Raw genomic sequence first — 26,424 nt, forward strand, 5'->3', positions numbered from 1 at the left:
CAGCAATTCATATTTATTTTGCGAACAGGAAAATAACCCCTTTACAAAAACATTTTTATCGCTAAAATAAATTTTAACGATAAAAACAACCTTAGTGGAGGGTTCCTTATGAAGCTGCTCATAAACAATCGCGCATTCCGATTTCTATGGCTTGCCCAAATCATTTCTGAGCTTGGTGACGGTATTACACGGCTCGTTGTTATCTTTCTTGTCGCTCATTTATCAAGCGATCCGCTGGCTATTAGTCTTGTCGTACTCGCTAATGTACTGCCAAGCATGCTCCTTGGAACATTCGTAGGCCCGATCGCTGATCGCTTCCAGCGCAGCCACATCATGATGGCCGCTGATATCTACCGTGCGATCATTGTTGTCCTTCTTATCGCATCCCAGCACAATTTATACGGAATTTATGCTTTAGTATTGCTGCAAAACATCGGCACCGTGTTTTTTGAGCCTGCGCGTTCCGCTATTGTGCCCAGTCTTATTGGGAAAGAGAACATCACACAGGCCGTTTCTTTCTCGCAGGCTACTTATATGGCTATGAGGCTGGTGGGGCCATCGATTGCGGGGCTGCTAATTCCACTAGGTCATTTTGACCGGCTATTCCTTTTTAATGGACTTACGTTTGTGCTGTCTGCTTTGTTTATTTACGCGATGTCCAAGGCAACACCTGCCCCTGATCGAACTCTTGAAGATATCCAAGATACACGCAGGGTGCCCGGGCAGTCGGCTGCTGAGAAGGAGCCGTACTGGCAATCTTTGAAGGCGGGGCTGCGCACGATTTACCGCCACGATGGATTATTTGCACTCCTTCTGCTGCTTGTGCCGATCATGCTTGTCATTGGTGTTATTAATACAAACTTGAATGCGGCTTTGCTGCAAACCTTCCGCATCCCGGCTGAGCATTTTGGCTTCATTTCGAGTATGGTTGCGGTAGGCAGCATATTAGGGGCGCTCGCTGCACCTCATCTCATGAAGCGGATGGCTTCCAATGTTCTGCTGCTCGGTGCTGTCGGGGTTATCGGCCTGTTCTGTTTGCTCATTGTTCCATTGCACTCGCTGTACCAAGCGAGCGGGGTTCTCAGCGTATATGTATGGTCGATTGGTCTAGGCGTATCAATTGCCTGCACGAATGTGCCGCTCAGCAGTTTGTTTATTACCATTATGCCAGATGAAATGAGAGGCCGCGGATCGGGAGTATTCGATTCTGTGTCGCAAGCCGGCACGGTTCTTGGCATAGGCATAGGTGGGTTATTCGCTTCTATGTTCGGCGTATTGCTGGCCACCGCGTTTGCCGGATTGCTGCTTGTTATTGTCGTTGTCATTTTCCCTCTGTTAAAATATAACCAAGCACTTCGGACTACGAACGAAGCGAAAATGACGGGAGGAGACCTGGCGATGTCTTCTTCAGACTAAGGGAGGGGACAGCTTGCAAGAGCAGCGAGTAATTAACGATGTCGAGCTGTTGAAGATCATGCTGGATCCACGCCGGATGCAAATATTGCGGTTTGCGCAAGACGAGCCGATTACGGTGAAGCAGATGGCAGAGATAATGGATGAGAAGCCATCCAGACTGTATTACCATGTGAAAAAGCTGGAGGAGGCTGGGCTGCTGGAGCTCGTTGAGACGAAGCAGCAGGGGAATCTAATCGAGAAGTATTATCTTGCAAATCAAGAGAAGCGTAGCTATACGTTGGGGAAGGAATTATCACAGGAGCATTCCAGTCTGATTGTCCAAGAGCTTCTGCGCATTACCCATCAAGGTATAGATGTAATCGAGGACGGAATGCGAAAAGGACAGTACGGAGAGGACTTGCTTGCGGAAGCAAAGATTGCCTATTCGTCCATGACGCCGATGGAATGGGCGGAGAAAGCGTATTATGTACAGCAAGCAACCTCAGCTAATTACACGCCGCCACCTTTCAATCCAGACGAGTCCTCGATTGCTAATGATGAACAATTGCGAGAGCAGACGACCAAGGATGAATACGTGTTCGTCATGCTCAGCTACCGCCTAAAAGATGTCCCGAACCGGGAATCTGTCGATGGCAACGAGAATATGAATCATGAGTGATGGATGAGTGATGGATATTTGATGGTAATCTTTGTTCAAATTTGGGACAATGTTGAGGTTAATCGAATATGCAGAAGAACACCCATCCTCCATGCTTGAGATGAGCAGGAGGGTGGGTGTTTGTTTTTGGAGGTTTGTAAGGTACATACAATGCTTCTCCAAGTTGTGTATGGAATCGGTTAGAACAGAAATGCGTTACCCGCCGATGATCGTTAGTTCCTTCGGATAAGAAGTCAATACCTCAACACCGTCTGCGGTTACGATGACATCATCCTCGATGCGCACGCCAGCCACCTTCGGCACATAGATGCCCGGTTCAATCGTGAACAGCATGCCCGGCTCAAGCACATCCTCGTTGCGCTCATGTACAGATGGGTACTCATGGACATCGATGCCGAGGCCATGACCGAGACGATGGGTGAAATAATCTCCGTAGCCTTTGTCCGCAATGACCTTGCGTGCCGTGCGATCAAGGCTGCCGAACGTAACACCTGGCTTCACAGCTTCAATGGCTGCCATGTTCGCGGCGAGCACCGTATTGTAAATTTCCTTGCAAGTATCATTCACTTCACCTACGGCGAATGTGCGCGTAATGTCAGAGGCATACCCGTTCGCGTATACGCCCATATCGAACAAGAGAAGCTCGCCTTCCTTGATTTTGCGGGAACCTGGTACGCCGTGCGGGAGTGCTGCATTCTCTCCAGCCAGCACCATCGTGCTGAAGGATGGACCGTCTGAACCAAGCTTCTTCATCAAATATTCAAGCTCTGCCACCATTTCGATTTCACTCATGCCTACTTTAACTCGGCTTACGCCTTCCAGCAGAACAGCTTCGACAAGTCGAACTGCTTCCTTCATGCGAACGACTTCTTCTTCCGACTTGATAACACGCATCGCCTGCAGAATTGGGCCTGCATCTACGAAGCTTTCCGCTGCTGTGGCACTCGTTAATGCTTCATAGCGCTGTACGGACATATGTCCCTTCTCGATCGCGAAGCGAGCTGCCTGCTGTGGCAGATGCTGCTTCAGGATGTCATAGGGGTTGTCTGTATCTGTATGGGTAGCAATCTGTTGCACCACAGATACAGCGGCTGCTTTGTCCCCGTCCAGTACAGGTACAATGAGTGTTGGTTCGCCTTGTTGAGGGACTACGATTCCAAGGAAGCGCTCATGCGGATCACAAGCAAAGCCAGTCAAATAATAGACATGTTTCGGATCGGTAATCAGCATCACGTCAATGCCGCTTTGCTCCATGGCGGAATGGAGCTTGTTCCATTTATCATTCATCGAAAATCTATCCTTTCGTACGTTGGAATTAGGTGGTGTAAGGTCATTGTTATTATTGCTTCTATTTTCGACTGTATCATGACCGATTGAAAATTGCGAATAGACAAAATAAAAAAAAGGAGTATTATATATAATACAGACTGATTATTTTCATGTGTTTTCACAACATGTGTTCTATACTGTACTATTATTATGCCAATTATCGCCATGAGGAAAGGAATGACCGTCATGAACACTACGAAGACTCGCACGAACCATCAAGCAAGCGAACGCGTTGAAAACCATCGAGTTGATTCCGTTACCCATTCACAATCACCCACTATGCGTGGAGCAGACATTGTCGTAGACTGCCTGAATCGTCAAGGCGTCACTCATATATTTGGAATTCCAGGGGCTAAGGTTGACAGCGTTTTTGACGCACTTGTTGATCGTGGCCCCTCTTTAATTGTGTGTCGGCATGAACAGAACGCAGCGTTCATGGCTGCCGCGGTAGGACGATTAACAGGCAAACCTGGGGTATGCCTGGTGACATCTGGACCAGGGGCCTCCAACTTGGCAACAGGTCTTGTTACTGCAACGGCGGAAGGTGATCCGGTGGTTGCTTTAGGTGGCGCTGTATCACGCGCAGATCGCTTGAAGCGGACACACCAATCCATGGACAATGCAGCACTGTTCCAGCCGGTAACGAAGTACAGCGCAGAAGTGCAGCATCCAGACAACCTGCCGGAGGTCCTGACGAACGCCTTCCGTGCAGCGACCTCGCCGCGTCAGGGCGCAGCCTTCGTCAGCCTGCCGCAGGATGTAATTACTAGCCCGGTACAGGTATCGGCGATTGGGCCATTGCCTTCGCCACGGCTTGGAGCGGCTCCTTCCGAAGGAATAGCCGAGGCGGCTGAAGCATTGCGCAGTGCCCGCATCCCGGTCATTCTCCTTGGGATGCGGGCAAGCTCGCCGGAAGCAGTCTATGCGATTCGGCAGTTGGTCGCACATACCAACATTCCGGTTGTAGAGACCTTCCAAGCGGCAGGTGCCATCTCTCGCGAATTGGAGGCTCACTTCTTCGGCCGTATCGGATTGTTCCGCAATCAGCCGGGGGATGAGCTGATTGAACAATCGGATGTGGTGCTGACCATCGGGTACGATCCCGTGGAATACGATCCGAAGTTCTGGAATCATGATGGCAAGCGCCACATCATTCATCTCGATGATGTCCAAGCCGACATTGATCATGATTACCAGCCTGAGATGGAGCTGCTCGGAAGCATCGATCGTACCGTGCAGGAATTGACGAAGCACTTGGCCGGCTTGCAGCGGACGCCAGAAGCGAAGTTGCTGTGCGATTCCTTGCTTGCGAAGCTGGTAGAGGCGTGCGAGCCGCCGCAGAAGGTGAAGCCGGGAACGGTTCATCCCTTGCAAATTATTCATGGTCTGCGCAGCGTCATCGATGACAACGTTACGGTAACGTGTGACGTGGGCTCTCATTATATATGGATGGCGCGTTACTTCCGCTCTTATGAGCCGCGCCGCCTGCTGTTCAGCAATGGCATGCAGACACTTGGCGTCGCCTTGCCTTGGGCCATCGCCGCTGCCTTGGTTCGTCCGAATGAGAAGGTGGTATCCGTATCAGGGGATGGGGGCTTCTTGTTCTCTGCGATGGAGCTTGAAACAGCCGTACGCTTGAAGCTGCCGATTGTCCATCTCGTCTGGAATGACGGCACGTACGATATGGTTGCGTTCCAGCAGCAAATGAAATATGGCCGGACTGCAGGTGTCGAATTCGGCCAGCCGGACATGGTGCAGTATGCAGAGAGCTACGGAGCCACTGGCTACCGTGTCACGGATCCTGCCGAACTGGTACCGACACTGAGGAAGGCGCTTGAAGCAGAAGGGCCCGTCGTTATCGACATTCCGGTCGATTACAGTGATAATATCGCGCTTGGAGATACGCTACTCCCAGACCAATTCCACTAAGAGTGCATCTGGCAGCGTGGGAAAGTACAGCTTGCTACAAGGAGGAACAGATAAGATGAATGCCGTATTGGAACATCCATTCAACGAAACATTACGTCCATCGGACTCATATACAACAACGGAACGAGAAGCGGAACACCGCTCAGAGCAGCCGAGCACCATTTTCCAGACATCTACCATGAGCGCCCTGCTCGACGGTGTATTCGAGGGGAGCATGACAATGGCTGAGCTGAAGCAGCATGGCGACTTCGGTATAGGCACATTCAATGAATTGGATGGGGAATTAATCGCCTTCGATGGAGACTATTATCGCCTGCGCTCCGACAGCAGTGTAACGCCCGTGAAGCCGGAAGACGGAACTCCATTTGCTTCCGTAACGTTCTTCCAGCCAGTCAAGACATTCCGTGTGAACCAGCCAATGAGCCGCAGCCAGCTAGAGCAGCTGATAGACAGCCTGCTCCCGAGCCTGAACCTGTTCTATGCGATTCGTATTGACGGGGAGTTCGAATGTGTAGTAACACGTACCGTTGCGAAGCAGAAGCCGCCATTCCGCCCGTTCTTGGAGGCAATCGAATCTCAGCCAACATTCACATTGGAGAAGAAAAAGGGAACTGTAGCAGCGTTCCGCATGCCAGCATTTGCTCAAGGAATAGCTGTAGCGGGCTATCACCATCACTTCGTTGATGATGCGCGCACAGGCGGCGGGCATGTGCTGGACTTGCAGCTTAAATCAGGCATCGTGCAGATAGGCAAGCCGTCAGAGGTGCATATGCATTTCCCTGAGACCGAAGCGTTCATGAACGCTGACCTGACGAGCCGCGATCTCGATGCAGAAATTGCGAAGGCAGAAGGTTGATCCGATAGTCAAGCCTGCTGGTAAGCAAACGTAGAACCCGCACGTTGAACGTACGCATTGTACCCTGTACTCGTACATTCATAGTTCCCGTACACTGTACTCGTACATCAGTACCCGTAAAGTGTTCATTTGAATTGCAGCATCAGCGTGTACACAAGCAAGTTAACAATATGCCAAGAAGGCCTGAATGGGAGAGAATGGAGCCCGTTTGGGTCTTTTTTTATTAAGGAGACAAGGTTGTGTGTGATGGCTAATGAAGGGTAAATCCCCTGATGCCTTGATGGGAGTGGACATCAGGGGGCGGATGATACTGCACTTTGAAAGATGCGGCAGCCTTAACTCATGCGAGCGACAGTAAACGATGTGGCAAGCGTGGAAATTTCATTGGACAATTGCGCTGCGCTTACATCATGACGCAATTCCACAGCATAACAGAATTCGTAGAAACCTCCGAGTGTGGCTTTGAAATTCGTTTCCCAATAGTTCGTCATTAACCAAGCATAGGTAGACGGCTTAGTGTCCAGCGACTGCTGGGTATGAACAAGTCTGCGGCCATGCTCAAGCGATCCCAGTTGCAGCAGCGGTGTATCGGGCATAGCGAGAAGCAGTGTAAGCTCTTCGGACTGTGAACCTGTATAGTCTGTCACTGGAGGTTTATCGCTAGGATCAGCTGAATTAGGATGCGATGCATGCGTATGATTGCACCATGCCAGACCTTCTTGAATGCACGTATAATCCAGGCACGTGCCTGGCAGCTGATCGATCCATGGACGTACGATGGCTCCTGCTTTCTCTACATACAAGGTATCTTTGTGATGTTCGCCAGTCGTGAACGGCAGTGCGACATATACGTTCTCGGGAAGCCATACGCTGTCTTTGTGAAGCCGAACAGATATCTCGACCCGATTCGATGCAGCATGTACCTTCAGGAATAGTGCGTAATAGCTCATTCCTTCGATCACGTAAGTCAGCTCTATTGTCGCATATAACGGACCATTCTCGATTGGACGTGCACGGACGAGGCGACCGGTGCTTCGCTCTACGTTTATACCCTTGCGATTGCGTCCCATCCGGCTGCGAACAGCCCAGACTTGGCTCTGATCGCTTGAATCAGCAGCCGGAGTGACCTCGTAAATGGGTGTGAATGCACCGTGCTCGCGATTGGCTGCCAGCATTTCGCATCCCGTTTGTTTATCGATCCAAGAGATAATGCCCTCGTTTTCCTTCCATTCAATCCGTACATAGGGTGATTCAATCGAATGCTGAGCAATACGAATAGGACCATGTGCAGACTCTTCTGCATGCAAGTCCTCCATATCATAGACTCGATCACTTCCCATCAGGCGGGTATTGGATGTTGTCAGATTTGTAGGGCGAGCTGGTGCCTTACGAAGGTTCAGGAAGCACTCTTCACCTCGACCGAGCGTGACTTGAACGACAACGGACTGTGGGTGAGGGGACTGATGCGGAAGCACATTCCCGGTTCCTTCATGTACGACTTCCAATCCACCTTCGAATAGAGCAGGCTCCCATCCGTCCAAGGATAGGGTGACAAGCTTGGCAGCGGGTGCATGCTCCGTGTTCACAATGCGATAGCGGAATGGACGCTCAGGATATAGAGGTGCAGCACCTTGCGCGAACAGCACCTGATCCAGCGCTTGGTGCGCAAGGCGGCTGGCCTCGGCTGCATAGGCCTGCTTGCGTACTTCGAGCAGCTGTACGTTCGGGTGCCATGGCTCATAGATGGAGGAGTGGTAGCCCCATGTATGTTCCGCATACATGACAAGTGCTTGCTCGACTTGATTCAGCTTCGAGATGTCCACGATGCTAGCCTTAGGATCGAGGCGCTTCACCTTGCGCAGTGTGCGCTGTGCGTCACGGAACAGCTGTGTATGCATGGCAGTTGAGCTGACGCCGTCAGACCACCAATCCGGCCAATCTCCTGTATAGACCGGTAATTGGTCTACATCTTCCTGCTTCAATCTAGCAAAGAAATCATGAAGCGTCGTCATCTCGATGCGTATCGAATCGCCGTATTGAGCGTTCCAATTACGAATGAATTCCATAATCCGGCCGTTGGGTGCAGCATTGTCTGTGCCTAGACCAGACAGCATGACCGGCACAAAGTCATAGGGATATCCTTCTTCCTCAAGCCGGCATAAATAACGGTGCATACGGATACGGGCAATAGCGTCATGATGAGCATCTATTAACTGGTTATCGAATTCGTCTTGGATCATATACTTGCCGAGTGCACCGGGACATAAGCCAAGCTCGTTGCCGAACATGTAGTGCTCTCCGTTCCAGACGAGCAATCTCTCGCCATTCGGCGCCTGCCACCAGAAGGGCGTCTGCTTGCGGCCAAGTGCGAACATGCCGTGGTGGGTGTGGATGCAGCTGAATAAATGCTTGATGCCATTGTCGAGGAGGCTCTGGGCATACCCCCATCCATAACCGTTAATGTCAGCAGTCATCGCTGAGTCCACATGTTGTCCAATCGACTCTGCGTATGTCTGTGCTTTACGATGAATGCTATGCAATAAGGAATAGTCCGGCAGCTCCGTCATATTCAAATACGTACCGGACAGCTCGATGCTGCCGCTGCGCACAGCCTCCGCGAATTGCTCGCGCTCCTTCTCCGAAGCTTGCTCCAAGAAACGTTCCACTGCCCAGAATGTCTCGCAAGTCCAGCGGAATCCCCTCCATTCCGGCTTCATTCCGTTCGATGCTTGCTGTACAATGTTCAGCGCTTGTCGAATAAATTCAACGTGATAGCGCTCGATCTTCTCCTGGCGTTCCGTATATCCGATGTCCGTATGGGAGTGGTGTATCGCATAAATGGTCCAAGTCCGCTTCGGGGATGGGATTATCGCACGTGCGATATGCTGTTCGATGTTCATCATGTAAGGCCTCCAATTCCATTTCAGCTAGGTAACAAGTAATGAAAGAAACCTTCCGCTCCATTCCGGCTTCAGAAGGTCAGTGACATGGCAGCGAAGAGCAGAGATTGTGTACCCCTGTCTTCTCTTCTCTCCTGTATGCCCTCATTGTAAGAAATGGTGGGAAGGTTGTATTTGGACTGGTTGGCTTTGTTTTTGTAAAATACGGACATCATTATGCGTTCGGACGTTGACTCGGATCTGTATCGAGATGAGCGCGATGGAGATCACGGCGACGGTAACGTGCAGGAGATACTCCGAGCAGCTGAGTGAATACTCTTGTAAAATAATGCACCGACTCGAAGCCACACTGCTCAGCGATATGCTTAATGGCTGCATCAGTATCGAGTAGAAGCTCCTTCGCCAATTGGATGCGCCGTTCTTGTACATAATGGACGAACGTCTGACCGCCATGCTGCATGAACAGTCGGGATAGATGACGGGGAGAAATGTGCAAATGCTGTGCCACGATCTCAAGCGACAGCGGTTCACTAAGGTTATCCGCTAAGTATAGACAGGCTCTGCGGAACAGATCATTCGTGCCGATAGACATGTTCGCGGCGCCTATGGACACTTCCGGGAGCTGGTAGGTATGCGGCGCGAATAGCGGCAGCATCGAATACAGCAGTGCCCCAGCTGTCGATTGCAGCACCGCAATCGGGTAAGCGGCTTGTCCCTGCCCATTCCCGTTATCGAACATGTACAGCAAGGCGCCCCACAGCGCTGCTGTTGCTGACTTCTCAGCTGAAGGAATAACAGGGACGGCATCTTGCGCCAGTACTTGATAGGCACGAGCGTAAGCATCTGCCGAATCTGATTCGATGATGTCGAAGGCGACGTAACATAGCGCAAGACCCTCGTCACTGCGAATCTGATGCCAGATGCCAGGTCGGGAACAGAAGGCGGTTCCTGAGGATAGCAGATAATGCTTGCCATCGTCGATATATTCTCCGCTCCCTTCCATGATGTAGCACATTTCAAAAAAAGAATGTCGATGCAGCGTGTTATGGTAATGTTGGGGCATGAAGCCCCAGTAATGGACGCGATAGCGCACAGGCCCGCAGTCGATCTGGGTGGCGTATATATTGAGCGCATGATTTGCTTTTTTGTATGCTATAGGACTCGCATTCATCATATGTACTCCTTTGTGTACCATACGTATGTCTAACATGATGCTTGGTTGAAATGCAGCTGCGTAGCGAGGTTCTGATTCTTCGCAGTATGGCCCTGATCTCTCTTAATCCTCCTTATTTGACGAAAGGATATGCTTGCCAATGGCAAAGAGGAAAATTCCTACGTAAGCACCTACTCCCAGATACCACGAAAGAGTTTGATTAGCATCCTCCTCTAGCTGTGCTAGCAGGGTAGCTTGATCGGTAGAGACGAGAATGGTTTTGTTCTCCTTGAGCGGGACGAGCTGTCCCTCTTGCACGTGGACGGCAATAATTGAGCTTCTGCCAGGCCGAATGCCTCGATAGGCACATCTATTTTCTTTTGAAAAAATTCCGTCATTGCATATCAGGTATATTTCTTCCTGAATCTCCGCTCCATATACCATCGATGGTGTTAATATAAGATGTCCGGTCAGCAACAGCCATTCATTAGAACGAATCGGGTATCCAGCTACAGCTGCATCTTTTGCGAGCCAGTTGTTAATCTCATCGGGAGTACTAGGATAGTCTTTCCTTTTGTTGGGGACGTAAGTTTCTCTTTGCAGCAGTGCAAATGCAGGCTGAACGTAATCGGAATCTCCTGTTGGAGCCGCAGCTGTCATTTTTCCTTCAATAATTTGATAACCGTTCTGTGACAAATCGATCGTCGTTTTTGGCTTTATATTTTCCAGCTTCGTAATCAGGCTGCGAGTCTCTCTTTCTTTACCTGTTCCCAGTAGGAAAATAATGATGAGAATCAATGCTAGGGAGGCTACGACAATAAGATCAAATAGAAAGCCTTTATTAAGAGTTTTTTTCATGCTCTCTCCTCTGATTTCTTCCTCAAATAATGTGAAAATCAACTGTAAAGTGAGGCAACAATTGGAACTGTCTCTTTGCTATGACGTTTGTTACAATAAAATTTACCAGTATTTTAGTATCTAAATAAATCGGTTTTACGAACAAAGTATGTATGCAGTTGAATCGTATCAATTTACCGGGCAATTGAGTTCGAATTCACATAAGTGTCACATATAACGCTTTCAGCAGCCATGTTGTTCACAATTCGTCACAGCAATTGATCGTCCGGTTATGGGACAATATGGATGAAAGCTGGAAATCATCATATGGAGGGGACGGACGATGTTGTTAACGGCAGAACAGCTGGAACAGTGGAGTGGTGATACCGTGGAGCGAATGGAGACGCGCAAAGCAGCTTATCAATTGCTGGCTGATTTCCTGGGAGAAGTTCCAACACTAGATGTCATCATGGCATGGCGGAACGGGCAGGAGCTTAAGTTGTTGTCATCCAGTTCCGAAGGAGCCCAGAAGCTGTGCAGTATGCTCACGAACATGTCGATTAACGAAATGTACGCCGTATACTCCTCGCTGCGAGACGAGTATTTGCGCTTGTTCGGCTCTTCAGGCCAGCTGCCTGTAGCGCCTTGCGAGACCATGTATCGTGCGAGCGAGCAAATGTTGCCTAAGTCATACGCTCATGATGTGCGGCAAATGTATGCTGAATTCAGTTTATATTTCAAGAAGATGAACGGAGAGCCTGACGACCATATTTCCATAGAATTGGAATTCATGGCTGTTCTCATCGAGAAGATGATGAACAATGTGGCCTCGAAAGAGCGTTATGAGCGTTATATGAATGGCCAGCGCGAATTCGTGTTGGATCATCTGAAGAGCTGGGCGCCACGCTTCGCAGAGGACTTGGCACAGCATGCTGAACATCCAATTTATAAGGCAATTGGAATGCTGCTAAGAGAGTTCATCGCTAAAGAAGCCGCATGGGCAGAACAGATGAAGATCGCATAGTTGCACATTCTGTATCGATATTGATGCAGTAAGATAGAACGAAATCGAGATCTATGCATATGACAAGGGACCTTTCCACACAAAGGTCCCTTCTTCTCTATACGGACTTGCACGTAATGCCGCGCCAATAGATCGTCCAAGCGGCTTCAAGATTGCTCTCGAATCGGCTTACGCCTCCGTACAGAAGCTGTACGAACAGCCCGTCCAATATCGAGATGAATGCCTTGGCTGCCTGCTCGGGATGAACACCGTGAATTTCTTGTGAGCGCAGCGCCTGTGCCATGCGGGGGATGAGCCCCTTCTCCAGCCGCTCGATGAAGGAGTGCATGCGTTCAAGGACAGGCTCTTGCAGCGATGGAGGCGGGAAGAAGGCGACCCGCAGCATAAATTTGAGCACATCATACTGGCTGTACCGGTGACGGTAGGAGTCAAGCAGCAGCTTCAACTGATCGTAGAGCGGCAAATGCTCATGCTTGTGGAAAAAGTCCGTGATCCAGTTTAACTCATCGACAAATACAGATTGCAGCACGTGCAAAAACAGATCTTCCTTGCTCTTATAATGCGCATAAATAGATGGCTTCTTAATGCCGACTTCCTCGGCAACTTTGGACAAGGAAGTCCCGGCATAGCCATATTTGGCAAAATGGGATAGAGCGATAAGTTGAATGCGGTTGGCAGTCAAAGGGAAACCCTCCATTCTTCGCTGTTCCATAACTACCTATCGTTCGTTCGACGAAATTATGTCACACGGTTGAAATCGTTGTCAATGACATATTTGAAAGCGGAGAATTCGGGTATAGTAATTCAATATGGATTGTTCTTCCTTCACCTCTTGATTAAGACATATTGCAGGATTATATAGTAGGATGCTGTATAAGGATAGAAGCATGTTAGATACAGATATTTAGAGATGGGGGAGCATGCGGATGAGGAGAGCATTGCAGGTAGGTTTGTTTCTGATCTTATTGATGACGCTAGGTCTATACATAAACGATACGTTCGGGCATACCATCGCTACATCCTTAAGTATTATGACGACACTCGCGGTCATCACGCTTGCCGTTATTATTTTTATGGAAAATCGGCATCCTTCCAGCACGGTTGCATGGATTCTGGTGCTGGCACTCGTTCCTGTAGTCGGATTTATTTTCTATATGCTATTTGGTCAAAATTATCGCAAGCGGCGCCGTTATGCCCGCAAGGCTGTCCAGGATCGGCAAGGGTATGCCTTCATTGATAATGAATCGCTGACACGCAGGGAGCAGGTATTCGCTACCTTCAATCCTGATGAGCGCCAGCTTCTGCGACTGACGAGCCGACTTAGTAAGAGCCCGATATCCTTCGGCTCCGATACGCGGATTTTGAACAATGGGGAAGAGACGTTCTCTGCGCTCATTACGGAATTGAATCAGGCGCAGCATCATATTCATATGGAGTATTATATCTATCGAGATGACGACATCGGACGATCGCTTAAGCGAATACTGATTGATAAGGCAGCTGCTGGGGTTAAGGTTCGCTTCATGGTGGATGCGGTAGGAAGCATGCATCTGCCGAAGACATTCTTGGCGGATCTGCGCAATGCCGGGGTCGAGGTGGCGGTGTTTGGTGCTGTGAAATTCCCGCTGTTCTCGAATCGGGTGAATTACCGGAACCATCGCAAAATTGTTGTCGTGGACGGCAACGTCGCTTTTATCGGCGGATTGAATGTAGGAGATGAGTATTTAAGCCGCAGCAAGACGTATGGCTTCTGGCGCGATACTCATATGATCGTCCGAGGCGAAGCGGTGAAGACGATGCAGATCATTTTCCTACAAGATTGGTGCCATACGACAGGATGCAAGTTGTACGATCCAGAATACTTGACTCCACAGCCTACGGAGTCGGCCTCAGGCGCGGTCCAGATGATCGCAAGCGGCCCCGATCAAGAATTCAAAACGATGAAAAATGTATTCTTCTCGATGCTGACTTCGGCCAAGAAATCAATCTGGATCGCAACGCCTTACTTTATTCCGGATGAGGATATCTTTACAGCCTTGCGTGTAGCAGCGTTGTCTGGTGTGGATGTGAAGCTGTTGTTCCCGGCTAAGCCGGATAAGTGGCTGCCGTTCCTGGCATCACACTCCTATTTCCCGGGACTCATGGAGGCAGGGGTTCGCATCTATGAATATGAGAAGGGCTTCCTGCACTCGAAGCTCATTATTGTGGACGGAAAGATGGCGACGATCGGGACGGCCAATATGGATATGCGCAGCTTCCACTTGAACTTCGAGGTGAATGCACTGCTGATGCGTACAGAGAGTGTTCAGCAGCTCGTAGAGGAGTTCGAGCTTGATCTACAGTCGGCCGCACCGATCGTAGAAGAACAGTTCGCACGCAAAAAAGTGTTCATGCGCTTTCTTGAATCGGCCGCACGTCTATTCTCACCGCTGCTGTAGGCCTAAGTGGACTATAGAGGCAGTTGGAATAGATTGACTCCATGTGTGGTTTGTGGCATGATTAGTTAGAACTCCTTTTGAGAACGATTTTCATTATCTGTGGAATGCGGGAGGAACGATCATGTCTGTATTGAACACACGCTCTCTTACGTTATCGTATGGGGAAACCTCTATTATAGAAGATTTAACGGTTAGTATACCTGAAGGCAAGATTACGGTGCTGATTGGCAGCAACGGATGCGGCAAGTCGACGCTGCTTCGCTCTCTTGCCCGCTTGCTGAAGCCTACGCTTGGTACGGTTCTGCTGGATGGTAAAGATATTCATCGTTCCAGAACGAGGGAAGTTGCGCGTAAGATGGCGATCTTGCCTCAGGGGCCAACAGCGCCAGAAGGGTTGACGGTTCATCAGCTTGTGAAGCAAGGACGTTATCCATACCAGACCTGGCTGAAGCAGTGGTCGGAAGAGGATGAGCGGCTTGTACGCCATGCGCTGAAGGTAACAGGCCTTGAGGAATTGGCTGATCGGCCAGTAGATGCCTTGTCCGGCGGTCAACGACAACGGGCGTGGATCGCCATGACGCTTGCGCAGAATACAGATATCGTTCTGCTCGATGAGCCGACAACGTATTTGGACTTGAGCCATCAGATCGAGATACTGGATTTATTGTATGATTTGAACCGGAATGAGGGCCGTACCATCGTGATGGTTCTTCATGATTTGAACTTGGCTTGCCGGTATGCGGATCATATTATAGCTGTGCGCAATAAGGGCATTCATTCACAGGGAGCTCCAGAAGATGTGCTGACGGTCGACATGGTGAGGGACGTATTCTGCATGGAATGCATCGTATGCGATGATCCGCTGTTTGGTACACCGATGTGCGTGCCGCGCGGCAAAGGGCGCATCTGCGGTGAACGTTGTGAACGCAAGGATGAGTGCGCAGCGAACACAATGCTGCAATCAAGCGCTGTATAAAGGAAGTATGAACTTTAGAAAGATGTGGACGGGGAAATCTAAGAAGCTGTTTGGCGTTGCCAGACGGCTTTTTTTGCACCCTTATTGCCCCTTCTTTTTCCAACTGATATGCTTGGACTATCAATTATGACATATGATCATCGGAGGGACATTCATTTGTGGAGCAATCGTAACGTATGGATTGTGCTCTGTGGCGAATTTATCGCCGGCCTGGGGCTTTGGACGTCCATTATCGCGAATTTGGAATTTATGCAGCATTATGTGCCATCAGACTTTATGAAGTCATTGATCTTATTCACTGGCCTTCTCGCAGGTGTGCTCATTGGGCCATATGCAGGGAAAGTAATCGATTCGCATCGCAAGAAGAGCGTCCTTATCTGGGCGGGTATCGGACGGATGGTAAGTGTTTGCTTCATGTTTCTCGCCATTGCACAAGGCTCGGTCTGGTGGATGATTTTGTTTGCAGTGTGTCTGCAAATATCCGCGGCCTTTTATTTTCCAGCGCTTCAATCGGTCATTCCACTTATCGTTCAAGATAAAGATCTTATCGCTTTGAACGGAGTCCATATGAACGCATCTACGATTGCCCGTATTATCGGAACGGTGGCAGCCGGTATGATGCTGTCTGTCATGAGTTTGTCTGCTTTGTACACGGCATCGCTCGTCGCCTATGGACTTCTGCTTGTCTCCACGTACTTCCTTGATATTGATGAGGAGCCTAAGGAAGAGCGCGGCCAGAAGCGTAAAGAGAAGCAAGGCGGCGGATTTAAGGAGATTGTCCCGATGCTCAAAGGGATGCCAGTTGCTCTTATGGCGCTCTGTCTATCGATTATTCCAGGGTTCTTTATTGGGAGCTTCAACTTGATGGTCATTAATATTAGCGAAATGCATCAGGATACGCAAATTAAGGGCTGGCTCTACGCATCTGAAGGCGTTGCCTTCATACTGGCTGCATTCTTCGTGAAACGCTTATCCGGTCAGCGCGATCTATTAAAGCAATTGTTCGCACTGTCCTTCATTATCGCAGCTGCGCAAGGGCTGCTGTTCTTCGCTCATGTGAAATGGATGACGCTTGTGGCGTTCGGACTCTTTGGCTTTGCAGCTGGATTCTTCTTCCCCTTGTTGTCTACGTATTTTCAGAAGTCGATTCCGAAAGAACTGCATGGCCGCTTCTTCTCATTCAGGACGATGCTGGATCGGGTCATGTTCCAAGTGGTGCTTCTTGCGGCAGGGTTCAGTCTGGATACGATAGGCTTGCCTTACATGGTACTGATTTTCAGCGCGCTATCGCTAGCTATCCTTTTGTATGGAATGGCTCATACCGTTGGCTCGACGTCCAAGCGCAAGCAGGACACCGAGAAATCGGCGATTTGAAAGTAAGATATTCGTAAATGGGCTGTGTACAGGAGGGTTCCCAAATGTTCCGTAGAAGGAATATGATGGGAACTTTTTCTGTATGAGAAAAGGAGAGTGTACACCCCTTGTGGAATAGGATGTAGGGAAGTATCGATTTTGAGGACAGAGGAGGACGGAACATGAAACGGTCAGAGGAAATTATACAGACAGCGGAACGATTCGGAGCGAGGAACTATCATCCGCTTCCTGTCGTAATCGAGAAGGCAGAAGGAGTGTGGGTTGAAGATCCAGAAGGGTGCCAATACATGGATATGTTAAGCGCTTACTCTGCCTTGAACCATGGTCATCGCCATCCGAAGCTGATCGAAGCTCTTGTGAATCAGGCGAACCAATTGACGCTTTGCTCACGCGCCTTCCATAGCGAACCGTTATCTCGTCTGAGCGAACAGTTGGCAGCATATACAGGCAAGTCCAAGATACTGCCTATGAATACGGGCGCTGAAGCAGTTGAGACTGCTCTCAAGGCGGCACGACGCTGGGCATATCGCCATAAGAGCATTCCACGCGACCAAGCGGATATTATCGTATGCAGTGGCAATTTTCATGGTCGTACCATTACCGTTACCTCATTCTCTTCCAGTGAAGAATACAAAGAAGACTTCGGCCCCTTTACACCAGGCTTCACGATCATTCCATACGGCGATGCCGAGGCACTGGAAGGTGCAATTACGCCGAACACGGCTGCATTCCTCGTTGAACCTATTCAAGGAGAGAATGGAATTGTAATGCCGCCAGATGGGTATTTGCGTAAGGTGCGAGAGATTTGCACCCGTCATCATGTGCTGTTCATTGCAGATGAAATTCAGACGGGATTCGGACGAACCGGCAAGCGCTTCGCCTGCGATTGGGAGCAGGTGATACCGGACATGTACATTATGGGCAAGGCACTTGGCGGAGGTGTGCTTCCGATTTCTGCTGTAGCAGCAGACGAAGCGATCTTATCCGTCTTTGAGCCAGGTTCGCATGGCTCAACCTTCGGCGGCAATCCGCTAGCTTGTGCGGTGGCCTCAGCGGCGCTTACCGTACTTGACGAAGAAGAGTTGGCTGAGCGCGCCGAACGGCTCGGGGCATATTTCCAGAAGCAGCTTGCCAGCATATCCAGCCCGATTGTGAAGGAAATTCGTGGTCGTGGCCTGCTGATTGGCATGGAGCTAACGGAGGGGGCTAGACTCTACTGTGAGGCTCTTATGCGTCTTGGTCTGCTCTGTAAGGAGACGCATGGCACGGTCATTCGCTTTGCGCCGCCGCTGGTCATCACGGAAGAACAGCTGGATTGGGCAGTAGAGCGTATTCGCAGTGTGCTGGTCTCAGGGGCGATTATTGCTTGAACAACAAGAGGGTGACAACATCGCAATCTGCTTACTCGATAGAAGGTTTAAGTCATGCCTATTTAGTTAGAGAAGGTAATAGATATGATCATAGACGCAGTGAATAAGTAGAAGTTCGAAGGGATATTCCAGGATTGTCATATCGAAGGGAGCGATCAGTATGACAGCACAGGACAGACAGATGAACATGCCATTATCTATTATTCAAGTACCATTCGGTCTAGGGGCAGGACGGCGTGGTGCGGAGTTGGGACCGGAATGCCTGATGCAGATTGGACTGGTGCGGCATCTCAATCAATTAGGGATTACTGTGGGCGAGGAACGCCGTGTGGGCTGTACGGCTGCCGCTATACATTCGGAGGCAGCAGCAACCGCAGCCCCGGTACGCAAGGCCAAGTATGTTGATGAAGTCATTGCGATGAGCGACGCCTTATCTGAGCAGGTACAGGCATCTATAGAGTCGGGACGCTTCCCTCTGGTACTGGGCGGAGATCATAGTATCGCCATTGGAACCTTGGCAGGCCTGACACAGCAATATCAGCAATTAGGTGTGATCTGGTTCGATGCACATGCAGACTTGAATACAGAAGAGACTAGTCCGTCAGGCAATGTGCATGGAATGTCGCTGGCTGTGGCGCTGGGACGAGCAAGTTTGACCGAAGGTCAATGGAATTGGCCTGGCAAGTCGCTAAATCCGAAGAACATTGTACTTGTTGGCTCCCGAGATTTAGATCCTGGCGAGCGCTCCTATATTCGTGAGCAAGGAATTGCATGTTTTACGATGCATGATATTGATCGCTATGGCATGCTGCATGTGATGAAGGAGGCCATCCGAATTGCCAGTGATGGCACGGACGGGGTTCATTTGAGCTTCGATGTAGATAGTGTGGATCCTGTTGAGGCTCCGGGAACGGGTACACCGGTACGGGGTGGGGTAAGCTATCGGGAAGCCCATCTTGCGCTCGAACTTCTGCATGAGTCTGGTATTGTGACTTCCGCTGAATTCGTCGAGGTTAATCCTTCGCTGGATACAGACAATCGCACGGCACGGCTCGCGCTGGAGTTGATTGGCACCCTGCTTGGAGATCGAATCCTATAGGCTTCGACCCTATTGTTTTCGCATGACATGAACAGTTATACGATGGCATCCAAGTGAGGGCAGCATGTAGAGAAATTATCATAAACAAATTCGTGTCCACATTCTGATCCTTTATGGTTCCGAAGCAGGGTTGTCATCCGGCGATAGCCCTGCTAGGATGAGTTTTGAATAAGCTGGTATTGGATGGTTTTAGCCGTAGAGAAAGCTGCCGTGATTGCGTACAATATAGAAGGTAGTGGAACCTAATCCTAGCACGGAATGATAACGACAGCATTGCAGCGCATTAGCAGATAGGTGAGAAGCAGAAGCGGATCTTATTGTATCTCAATCCTACGCTGTTCGTGCGCTAATAGCTATGTAATGATAGATCGTGACCAAGCGTGTGCATGATGAGAAGGGGATGTCGACGAAGGGGGAAGCGCGATGAAATATCGCAGTGTATTTGACATTATCGGCCCAATCATGGTGGGGCCATCCAGCTCGCATACAGCGGGAGCAGCAAAGATTGGTCGATTGGCACGAAGTATTTTCGGCAGACAGCCGAAGCGGGTTCATATCTCCCTATACGGCTCATTCGCTGAGACTTACCGGGGGCATGCGACAGATGTTGCCATTGTTGCTGGCGTGCTCGATTACGATACGAACGATGCAAGATTGCCGGACTCATTGAAATATGCAGAAGACGCAGGAATGGAAGTCATCATCACACCTGAGGAAGCTGTACCGGAGCATCCCAACACTGCCCGCATTCGGATGACGGACGAGCACGATGAGATGGAGGTTGCAGGAATCTCAATCGGTGGCGGGAAGGTTGAAATTACAGAGCTGGACGGGTTCCGTCTGAAGCTCTCTGGGCAGTGTCCTGCGATACTCGTTATGAATCATGACCGGTATGGAGTTATTGCGGGTGTGACCAATATATTGAGCGGAGAACAGGTGAATATCGGGCATATGGAAGTAAGCCGCAAGGAGAAGGGGAAGATGGCGCTCATGGTCATTGAGACGGATGAGGCGATTGCCGAACCAATCCTGCAGCAAATTCGAGAGCTCCCTGGAGTAAATCGTGTGCTTCGAATGGAAGACTAAATACGATAGAAGGAAGGAGGAGCAGTTATGTTTCGCAATGTGGCAGAATTAATCGCAATTACTGAAGAACGACAGTGTAAAATCTCCGATGTGATGATTGAGCAGGAAATGGAAGTGCGTCAATGCTCGCGTGAGAAGGTGATCGAGCAGATGACGCGGAACTTGGATGTGATGGAGCAGGCAGTTGAGCGCGGCTTAGCAGGCGTTCGTTCCCATTCTGGGCTGACCGGCGGCGATGCGGTAAAGCTTCAACAATATATTCAATCTGGACAGTCCCTCTGTGGGGACACGCTGCTAGATGCCGTGAGCAAGGCGGTCGCAACGAATGAAGTCAATGCTGCGATGGGGCTTATCTGTGCCACGCCGACCGCGGGTTCGGCTGGAGTTGTTCCAGGAACCTTGTTTGCATTGAAGGACAAATTAAATCCTACCCGCGAGCAGATGGTGGAATTCTTGTTCACATCCGGTGCGTTCGGACTTGTCGTTGCGAACAATGCATCGATCAGCGGAGCAGCTGGCGGCTGCCAGGCAGAAGTCGGATCAGCAGCTGGGATGGCTGCGGCTGCCATTGCTGAATTGGCAGGGGGAAGCCCTAAGCAATCCGCGCATGCGATGGCAATTGCACTGAAGAACATGCTGGGTCTCGTCTGCGATCCTGTTGCAGGTCTCGTGGAAGTGCCATGCGTGAAACGAAATGCTATGGGCGCAGCGATTGCCATGGTCGCAGCAGATATGGCACTGGCGGGTGTAGAGAGTGTCATCCCGTGCGACGAGGTGATTGAGGCGATGTTCCGCATTGGGCAGACGATGCCATCGACGATGCGGGAGACGGCGCGCGGAGGGCTTGCGGTTACGCCAACGGGAGAGCGATTGAAGCGGCAAATTTTCGGTGCGGAAGAACCGAAGGAAGAGGGTTAATCGGGGCTTGAACGGCGGATGAAGGAGAATTGCAAACTGTAGCTGACAGGCCATAACTGCACATACGATCAGGTGAGGAGGTGCGCCGATGCGGGAACGTCAGCCAGATTCGGCATCGTTGACCGAGCAGCGCAAGACAGAGCATATTCGAATATGCCTCGAACAACCAGTGAACGGAGTAGGGATAACAACAGGGCTGGAGCAATATCGCTTCGTCCATCAGGCACTGCCCGAAGTTGATTTTCGGGAGATCGAATTGAAGACAGAATGGCTTGGCAAGGAAGTTCGCACACCGCTGCTGATTAGCTCTATGACTGGAGGAAGCAGTCATGCGGCGCCAATCAATCGCAGGCTGGCTGCCGTGGCTGAAGCCCGGGGCTGGGCGATGGGTGTAGGCTCCGTACGCGCTGCGGTGGAGAATCCCGAGGTCGCGGGTACGTTTCGCATCCGCGACCTAGCCCCTACCATTCCGTTATACTCCAATATTGGTGCCGTTCAGCTTAATGTTGGGATGGGAATTGAGCAGTGCCGCCGTGCGGTAGAGCTCGTCGAGGCGGACGGGCTTATTTTGCATTTGAATGCGATGCAGGAAGTGTTCCAGCCGGAGGGGGATGTCAATTTCTCCGGTCTGCTTCGCCGTATCGAGCAGCTATGCCGCGAGTTGGACGTGCCGGTCGGCGTGAAAGAGGTTGGCTGGGGCATTGCGCCGGATACAGCGAAGCAGCTTGTGGAAGCAGGCGTAGCCTTCATCGATGTTGCAGGGGCGGGTGGAACCTCATGGAGCCAGGTTGAGAAACTGCGTGCTCGCGATGCTGTCATGCAGCGTGCCGCGGAGGCCTTTGCCGATTGGGGCATTCCGACCGCAGTCAGTGTGCAGCAGGTACGCAAAGCACTGCCGAATCAGCCTGTTATCGCGAGCGGCGGATTACATACAGGAGTCGATGCGGCCAAGTCGATTGCTCTTGGTGCCGACGTGGCTGGTTTCGGGCGCTCACTGCTTGCTGCAGCAGCAGATTCCGAAGAAGCGGTTGATCAGGTTCTGGCTCAGGTGGAAGCTGAGTTGCGGATTGCCATGTTCGGCATTGGGGTGCGTACGATACAAGAACTGCGTCATACCGAACGTTTGGTTCGGCTGCTGTAATCGTCACTGTGGATTGAATATCTGATCGGCATAATTCGGGATAAACGGAATAATATCGTTATATCTATTGCTTTTATAGATAAAATATATGGTTTCCTCCCAATAATCCCTAGTTTTCGGTGCAAAAGGCTAGAAAAACTCGGTTTTGGAAATAAAAACCTGTATCCATACTATGGAAAATCCTTTATATTATGATTGGAATCACAATCTAACGTTCGGATTTAATAAATCGTGATGAGGCCACCTCTCGAACGGGCGAGCGTCGATACCTATTTTGAGTGAGAAGGAAGGGTTGCATAAGGATGAAGCAATCAATTTTCGACTTTAACACCAAAACGGTAGTCGCCATCGGCATCGGGGCAGCATTGTACGGCTTGCTAAGCACAGTCACTATTCCGTTAGTGCCGCAGACCGGATTGCGTCCGGCAATTGCCATTCTGACCATCTTCGGTGCCATGTTTGGACCGATTGTTGGATTTTTGAGTGGAGCCATCGGGCATATCATTACTGATTTGACTTGGGGCGGCGGAACAATCTGGTGGACATGGGTGCTCGGGTCGGCTATATCCGGCTTTGGGATGGGACTTGTGTATTTGAATTCGTCATTCAACATTAAGGAAGGACGCTCCTCGAAGGGCAGCATTGTAGCATTGGCGATAACCGGATCGCTTGCGCTTGCTGTTGGCTTTGGTGTGTCCAGTATTTTAGATGTGTATTTGTTCGGAGAGCCAGCAGATAAGATGTGGGTACAGTTCACGGCTTCCACGCTGGCGAATATTGGCGTTCACTTGGTGCTTGGATTGTTGGCTGTGCTGGCACTACTTCAAATGAATCGCAACAACTCGAATCTGCGAGTGCAGAAATAATGCAGCGCCCAAGTTTGAAGACAGGAGCTACAGATTCAATGAAAGAACCGCTTATCTCGTTTCGAGATTTTAGCTTTCAATACCGCAGTTTGTCCGAACCGACATTGCGAAATGTGAACCTGGATATTTACCCAGGAGAAAAAATATTAATTGCCGGCCCAAGCGGCTGCGGCAAATCGACTTTGGCCCATTGTATGAATGGGCTAATTCCTTTTACGTACAGTGGAACGATAACGGGAGAGTACACGCTTAAGGGGAAGCGTCCCTCAGAGCTTAGCATTTTTGAGATTAGCCGCAGCGTTGGGACGATCCTGCAGGATCAGGATGGACAGTTCATTGGTCTGTCGGTAGGGGAAGACGTAGCGTTCGCTTTTGAAAATGATTGCATGAAAACGGCGGATATGAAGCCTAAGGTGACGAAGGCATTGGAAGTCGTGGACATGCTTCCTTATATCGATCATAGTCCGCATGAACTGTCGGGCGGTCAGAAGCAGCGTGTGTCGCTGGCTGGTGTGCTGTCGATGGATGCGGATATTTTGCTGTTCGATGAGCCGCTTGCGAACCTGGATCCGGCAAGCGGCAAGCAGGCCATCGAGTTGATGGATCATATTCATAGCGAGACAAATAAGACGATTATTATTATTGAGCATCGGATTGAGGATGTACTGGAGCAGCATGTTGATCGCATTGTCCTCATGTCAGAAGGTCGTATTGTTCAGATCGGAACGCCCGATGAGATGCTGGCTTCTTCTATCATGCAGCAGCATGGATTAAGAGAGCCTTTATATGTCTCTGCGCTGAAATATGCTGGCTATGTATGCAAGCCTGAGGACAAGCCTTCTTCTCTTCTTGCGATTAGCAACAATGATGAGGCAAGGGAATGCCTATCCAATTGGGTCGCTGGCGAAGGGGATGCCACTCGCCAGACAGAACGGACTTCGATGCTGGAGATGGATAATGTTCGCTTCTCTTATGATGGCGAACGGGAAGTGATTCGGGGAGTATCGCTGACGATTGGTGCTGGCGAGCGAATGGCACTGCTCGGGAACAATGGCGCAGGCAAGTCCACGCTATCGCATTTGTTGACGGGAATAGCTGCGCCGACGGCGGGCACGATCAAACTAAATGGGGAAGATATCCGCTCGTGGTCGATTCGAAAAAGGGGCCGACATATCGGATATGTGATGCAGAACCCGAACCACATGATTACACAGCCTATGATTCGTGAAGAAGTAGCCTTCGGACTGCGTATGCGAGGCATGAAGGAAGAAAAGGTCATGGCGCGCGTTGAGGAGACACTGCGTATATGCGGTCTATACGGATATCGGGAATGGCCGGTATCTGCGCTCAGTTATGGTCAGAAGAAGCGGGTGACCATTGCTTCGATTTTAGCCATGAAGCCGAGTCTTATGATTCTGGACGAGCCGACAGCAGGTCAAGATCATAAGCACTATACGGAGTTTATGAGTTTTATTTCTGAGCTGGCGGACAGCGGCATGTCCTTCCTGTTCATTACCCATGATATGCACTTAGCCTTGGAATATACGGAGCGTGCAGCTGTATTATGCAATGGGGAGCTGATTGCAATTGGCGATACCGCTCATGTGCTGACCCATATGGAGGCGATTGAACGAGCCAATGTGAAGGAGACTTCACTTGGCACGCTTGCCCGTCTGACTGGCTTGTGCGAGCCGGAGGCGCTTGTGCGCAAATTCATTGACCACGAGAAGCGGGTGAAGCGTCATGAGTAAGTCAGGTATGCTCTATATTGAACGGGATACGCTGTTCCATCGTATGGATGGAGCAGCGAAGATGCTTGTGCTGGCTGTGTGGACCGTAATCGTATTTTTATTTCAGGATTTGCGAATTTTCGTGCCCCTGTTTGGGATTGGTCTTGTCCTTCTTATCAATGCACAGTTGCCATGGAAGCGAATTCGGCTGCTCGTCTGGCTGATGATCGTATTTAATATATTCAATTCTTTTTTCAGTTTATTAATTACACCGGCTTATGGCAGTACATTGACAGGTACGACTACTGTGCTTCTCGATATGGGCTACAACGTATTGACGCTGGAGACTGTTATCTATGTATTTACATTGTCCATGAAGTATATGTCTCTTATGCCGATAACCGTCTTGTTCATCTATACGACGCATCCGACACGGATGGCGAGCAGCTTGAATCGAATCGGCGTTCCTTACAAAATCGCCTATGCGTTCAGTATCGCATTCCGCTATATTCCAGATTTGCAGGCGGAATTCCGGCATATCTCGAATGCCATGCAGGCGCGTGGACTTGGATTCGGCAAGGGCGAGGGCACGATTGTGCAGAGGCTTAAGCATTTTGTATCCATTACGACACCGCTCGTACTCTCCTCGCTGCATCGCATTGAGACGATATCCAATGCAATGGATTTGCGCGGCTTCGGGAAGCATTCGAAGCGTACGTGGTTCTCGTCGACGGAATGGCATCGTAAGGATTATATCGTGGTCAGCGTCAGCATACTCGTGCTTGCTGCAGCGATTATATGGCGAGTGCAAGGGTTCGGAACATTTTGGTATCCATTTTAACGAATTCGTAACGAAGGAATCGTAATGTATATACACCCTCTTGGGTTCCTCTAGGATAGAGCATGCATGATGCTGTGCATGACTATCTGGGACACTGAAGTGCACCCCTTATAGTAGACATTGGATAAACACCCTTCGTGTTACGTCCGATGAATCTATTATAGGGGGTGCATTTTTTATGGCTATCAAAGGACAGAAGTTCAAAACATATTCAGAAGAACTAAAGGCTGAAGCTATTCGTCTACATGTCGAGAAAAAGTGGACTTATCGGCAGATCAATGAACATCTCGGAATTCATGATAAACAGAGGATGAAGAAATGGATGCGGAAATATCGTGAAAAGGGCGAATTTGGGCTTCTGGATCAACGGGGAAGACGCCAGCAATATATCGATCAAGACCGTTACCTAAATCAGCTAAAACGGGAGAACGAAATGCTAAAAAAGTGTTTGGAAATCTGGGTGCAGGAGGTACGACTCAAAAG

General features: G+C 50.0%; 22 protein-coding genes. 17 read left to right on the forward strand and 5 right to left on the reverse strand.

Annotation, left to right across the window (positions count from 1 at the left end):
• Positions 1 to 108 precede the first annotated feature (108 nt).
• Entirely contained in the window at positions 109 to 1,416 is a 1,308-nt protein-coding gene (locus tag BLS15_RS25790; protein WP_028533376.1) for an MFS transporter, read from the forward strand.
• A 13-nt stretch (positions 1,417 to 1,429) separates the two neighbouring features.
• Positions 1,430 to 2,074 (forward strand): ArsR/SmtB family transcription factor, encoded by a 645-nt coding sequence (locus BLS15_RS25795; RefSeq protein WP_028533377.1) that lies wholly within the window; start codon positions 1,430 to 1,432, stop codon positions 2,072 to 2,074.
• Positions 2,075 to 2,269: 195 nt separating this feature from the next.
• On the opposite strand, the gene BLS15_RS25800 is transcribed toward BLS15_RS25795, so the two are convergent.
• Positions 2,270 to 3,361 carry a M24 family metallopeptidase gene (locus tag BLS15_RS25800; protein WP_028533378.1) on the reverse strand — a complete coding sequence of 364 codons (1,092 nt, stop codon included), beginning with the start codon at positions 3,359 to 3,361 and terminating at the stop codon, positions 2,270 to 2,272.
• A gap of 321 nt (positions 3,362 to 3,682) precedes the next feature.
• Between BLS15_RS25800 and alsS the strand changes: the two genes are divergently transcribed.
• On the forward strand, positions 3,683 to 5,332 hold the full coding sequence (gene alsS, locus BLS15_RS25805; RefSeq protein WP_090514497.1) for an acetolactate synthase AlsS: 1,650 nt from the start codon (positions 3,683 to 3,685) through the stop codon (positions 5,330 to 5,332).
• Between the two features lie 55 nt (positions 5,333 to 5,387).
• Positions 5,388 to 6,188 carry an acetolactate decarboxylase gene (budA, locus tag BLS15_RS25810; protein ID WP_021257215.1) on the forward strand — a complete coding sequence of 267 codons (801 nt, stop codon included), beginning with the start codon at positions 5,388 to 5,390 and terminating at the stop codon, positions 6,186 to 6,188.
• A gap of 335 nt (positions 6,189 to 6,523) precedes the next feature.
• On the opposite strand, the gene BLS15_RS25815 is transcribed toward budA, so the two are convergent.
• The 3 genes from BLS15_RS25815 to BLS15_RS25825 form a co-directional block, all read right to left on the reverse strand.
• A complete protein-coding gene (locus BLS15_RS25815) occupies positions 6,524 to 9,091 on the reverse strand; it encodes a glycoside hydrolase family 38 N-terminal domain-containing protein (RefSeq protein WP_235075264.1) in 2,568 nt (855 codons plus the stop codon).
• Positions 9,092 to 9,302: 211 nt separating this feature from the next.
• Positions 9,303 to 10,262 (reverse strand): AraC family transcriptional regulator, encoded by a 960-nt coding sequence (locus BLS15_RS25820; RefSeq protein WP_090514491.1) that lies wholly within the window; start codon positions 10,260 to 10,262, stop codon positions 9,303 to 9,305.
• Between the two features lie 102 nt (positions 10,263 to 10,364).
• Complete coding sequence (locus BLS15_RS25825; RefSeq protein WP_021257211.1) at positions 10,365 to 11,099, reverse strand: hypothetical protein; 735 nt, start codon at positions 11,097 to 11,099, stop codon at positions 10,365 to 10,367.
• Between the two features lie 322 nt (positions 11,100 to 11,421).
• Between BLS15_RS25825 and BLS15_RS25830 the strand changes: the two genes are divergently transcribed.
• Positions 11,422 to 12,102 (forward strand): TorD/DmsD family molecular chaperone, encoded by a 681-nt coding sequence (locus BLS15_RS25830; RefSeq protein WP_021257210.1) that lies wholly within the window; start codon positions 11,422 to 11,424, stop codon positions 12,100 to 12,102.
• 97 nt (positions 12,103 to 12,199) lie between these two features.
• On the opposite strand, the gene BLS15_RS25835 is transcribed toward BLS15_RS25830, so the two are convergent.
• Positions 12,200 to 12,784, reverse strand: coding sequence for a TetR/AcrR family transcriptional regulator (locus BLS15_RS25835; protein ID WP_021257209.1), 585 nt, complete (start codon positions 12,782 to 12,784; stop codon positions 12,200 to 12,202).
• 244 nt (positions 12,785 to 13,028) lie between these two features.
• Between BLS15_RS25835 and cls the strand changes: the two genes are divergently transcribed.
• The 12 genes from cls to BLS15_RS25895 form a co-directional block, all read left to right on the forward strand.
• Positions 13,029 to 14,540, forward strand: coding sequence for a cardiolipin synthase (gene cls, locus BLS15_RS25840; RefSeq protein ID WP_021257208.1), 1,512 nt, complete (start codon positions 13,029 to 13,031; stop codon positions 14,538 to 14,540).
• Positions 14,541 to 14,661: 121 nt separating this feature from the next.
• Positions 14,662 to 15,516, forward strand: coding sequence for an ABC transporter ATP-binding protein (locus tag BLS15_RS25845; RefSeq protein WP_021257207.1), 855 nt, complete (start codon positions 14,662 to 14,664; stop codon positions 15,514 to 15,516).
• A gap of 156 nt (positions 15,517 to 15,672) precedes the next feature.
• Positions 15,673 to 16,890 carry an MFS transporter gene (locus BLS15_RS25850; RefSeq protein ID WP_021257206.1) on the forward strand — a complete coding sequence of 406 codons (1,218 nt, stop codon included), beginning with the start codon at positions 15,673 to 15,675 and terminating at the stop codon, positions 16,888 to 16,890.
• Between the two features lie 161 nt (positions 16,891 to 17,051).
• Positions 17,052 to 18,260 (forward strand): ornithine--oxo-acid transaminase, encoded by a 1,209-nt coding sequence (locus BLS15_RS25855; RefSeq protein WP_021257205.1) that lies wholly within the window; start codon positions 17,052 to 17,054, stop codon positions 18,258 to 18,260.
• Between the two features lie 160 nt (positions 18,261 to 18,420).
• A complete protein-coding gene (gene rocF / locus BLS15_RS25860) occupies positions 18,421 to 19,359 on the forward strand; it encodes an arginase (protein WP_021257204.1) in 939 nt (312 codons plus the stop codon).
• A 423-nt stretch (positions 19,360 to 19,782) separates the two neighbouring features.
• A complete protein-coding gene (gene sdaAB / locus BLS15_RS25865; RefSeq protein WP_021257203.1) occupies positions 19,783 to 20,445 on the forward strand; it encodes an L-serine ammonia-lyase, iron-sulfur-dependent subunit beta in 663 nt (220 codons plus the stop codon).
• A 27-nt stretch (positions 20,446 to 20,472) separates the two neighbouring features.
• On the forward strand, positions 20,473 to 21,363 hold the full coding sequence (gene sdaAA, locus BLS15_RS25870; protein ID WP_021257202.1) for an L-serine ammonia-lyase, iron-sulfur-dependent, subunit alpha: 891 nt from the start codon (positions 20,473 to 20,475) through the stop codon (positions 21,361 to 21,363).
• An 88-nt stretch (positions 21,364 to 21,451) separates the two neighbouring features.
• A complete protein-coding gene (fni, locus tag BLS15_RS25875) occupies positions 21,452 to 22,504 on the forward strand; it encodes a type 2 isopentenyl-diphosphate Delta-isomerase (RefSeq protein ID WP_021257201.1) in 1,053 nt (350 codons plus the stop codon).
• Positions 22,505 to 22,806: 302 nt separating this feature from the next.
• The gene (locus BLS15_RS25880) at positions 22,807 to 23,370 is read left to right on the forward strand and encodes an ECF-type riboflavin transporter substrate-binding protein (RefSeq protein ID WP_021257200.1); all 564 of its coding nucleotides are present in this window, start codon (positions 22,807 to 22,809) and stop codon (positions 23,368 to 23,370) included.
• A 38-nt stretch (positions 23,371 to 23,408) separates the two neighbouring features.
• The gene (locus tag BLS15_RS25885; RefSeq protein ID WP_021257199.1) at positions 23,409 to 25,121 is read left to right on the forward strand and encodes an ABC transporter ATP-binding protein; all 1,713 of its coding nucleotides are present in this window, start codon (positions 23,409 to 23,411) and stop codon (positions 25,119 to 25,121) included.
• On the forward strand, positions 25,114 to 25,941 hold the full coding sequence (locus BLS15_RS25890; protein WP_021257198.1) for an energy-coupling factor transporter transmembrane component T family protein: 828 nt from the start codon (positions 25,114 to 25,116) through the stop codon (positions 25,939 to 25,941). Before BLS15_RS25885 ends, BLS15_RS25890 begins: the two co-directional genes overlap by 8 nt.
• A gap of 178 nt (positions 25,942 to 26,119) precedes the next feature.
• A partial coding sequence (locus BLS15_RS25895) for a transposase (RefSeq protein WP_254777408.1) occupies positions 26,120 to 26,424 on the forward strand: 305 nt, incomplete at its 3' end.

Origin of the sequence: Paenibacillus sp. cl6col, from assembly GCF_900102125.1 — a bacterium.
Taxonomy (GTDB): Bacteria; Bacillota; Bacilli; order Paenibacillales; family Paenibacillaceae; genus Paenibacillus_B; species Paenibacillus_B suaedae.

Bases quoted from the DNA above. Each gene is read 5' to 3' on its own strand.
- BLS15_RS25790 (WP_028533376.1), top strand. From the start codon at position 109: ATGAAGCTGCTCATAAACAATCGCGCATTCCGATTTCTATGGCTTGCC.
- BLS15_RS25800 (WP_028533378.1), bottom strand. From the start codon at position 3,361: ATGAATGATAAATGGAACAAGCTCCATTCCGCCATGGAGCAAAGCGGC.
- alsS (WP_090514497.1), top strand. From the start codon at position 3,683: ATGCGTGGAGCAGACATTGTCGTAGACTGCCTGAATCGTCAAGGCGTC.
- budA (WP_021257215.1), top strand. From the start codon at position 5,388: ATGAATGCCGTATTGGAACATCCATTCAACGAAACATTACGTCCATCG.
- BLS15_RS25815 (WP_235075264.1), bottom strand. From the start codon at position 9,091: ATGATGAACATCGAACAGCATATCGCACGTGCGATAATCCCATCCCCG.
- BLS15_RS25820 (WP_090514491.1), bottom strand. From the start codon at position 10,262: ATGATGAATGCGAGTCCTATAGCATACAAAAAAGCAAATCATGCGCTC.
- BLS15_RS25825 (WP_021257211.1), bottom strand. From the start codon at position 11,099: ATGAAAAAAACTCTTAATAAAGGCTTTCTATTTGATCTTATTGTCGTA.
- BLS15_RS25830 (WP_021257210.1), top strand. From the start codon at position 11,422: ATGTTGTTAACGGCAGAACAGCTGGAACAGTGGAGTGGTGATACCGTG.
- cls (WP_021257208.1), top strand. From the start codon at position 13,029: ATGAGGAGAGCATTGCAGGTAGGTTTGTTTCTGATCTTATTGATGACG.
- BLS15_RS25845 (WP_021257207.1), top strand. From the start codon at position 14,662: ATGTCTGTATTGAACACACGCTCTCTTACGTTATCGTATGGGGAAACC.
- BLS15_RS25855 (WP_021257205.1), top strand. From the start codon at position 17,052: ATGAAACGGTCAGAGGAAATTATACAGACAGCGGAACGATTCGGAGCG.
- rocF (WP_021257204.1), top strand. From the start codon at position 18,421: ATGACAGCACAGGACAGACAGATGAACATGCCATTATCTATTATTCAA.
- sdaAB (WP_021257203.1), top strand. From the start codon at position 19,783: ATGAAATATCGCAGTGTATTTGACATTATCGGCCCAATCATGGTGGGG.
- sdaAA (WP_021257202.1), top strand. From the start codon at position 20,473: ATGTTTCGCAATGTGGCAGAATTAATCGCAATTACTGAAGAACGACAG.
- fni (WP_021257201.1), top strand. From the start codon at position 21,452: ATGCGGGAACGTCAGCCAGATTCGGCATCGTTGACCGAGCAGCGCAAG.
- BLS15_RS25880 (WP_021257200.1), top strand. From the start codon at position 22,807: ATGAAGCAATCAATTTTCGACTTTAACACCAAAACGGTAGTCGCCATC.
- BLS15_RS25885 (WP_021257199.1), top strand. From the start codon at position 23,409: ATGAAAGAACCGCTTATCTCGTTTCGAGATTTTAGCTTTCAATACCGC.
- BLS15_RS25890 (WP_021257198.1), top strand. From the start codon at position 25,114: ATGAGTAAGTCAGGTATGCTCTATATTGAACGGGATACGCTGTTCCAT.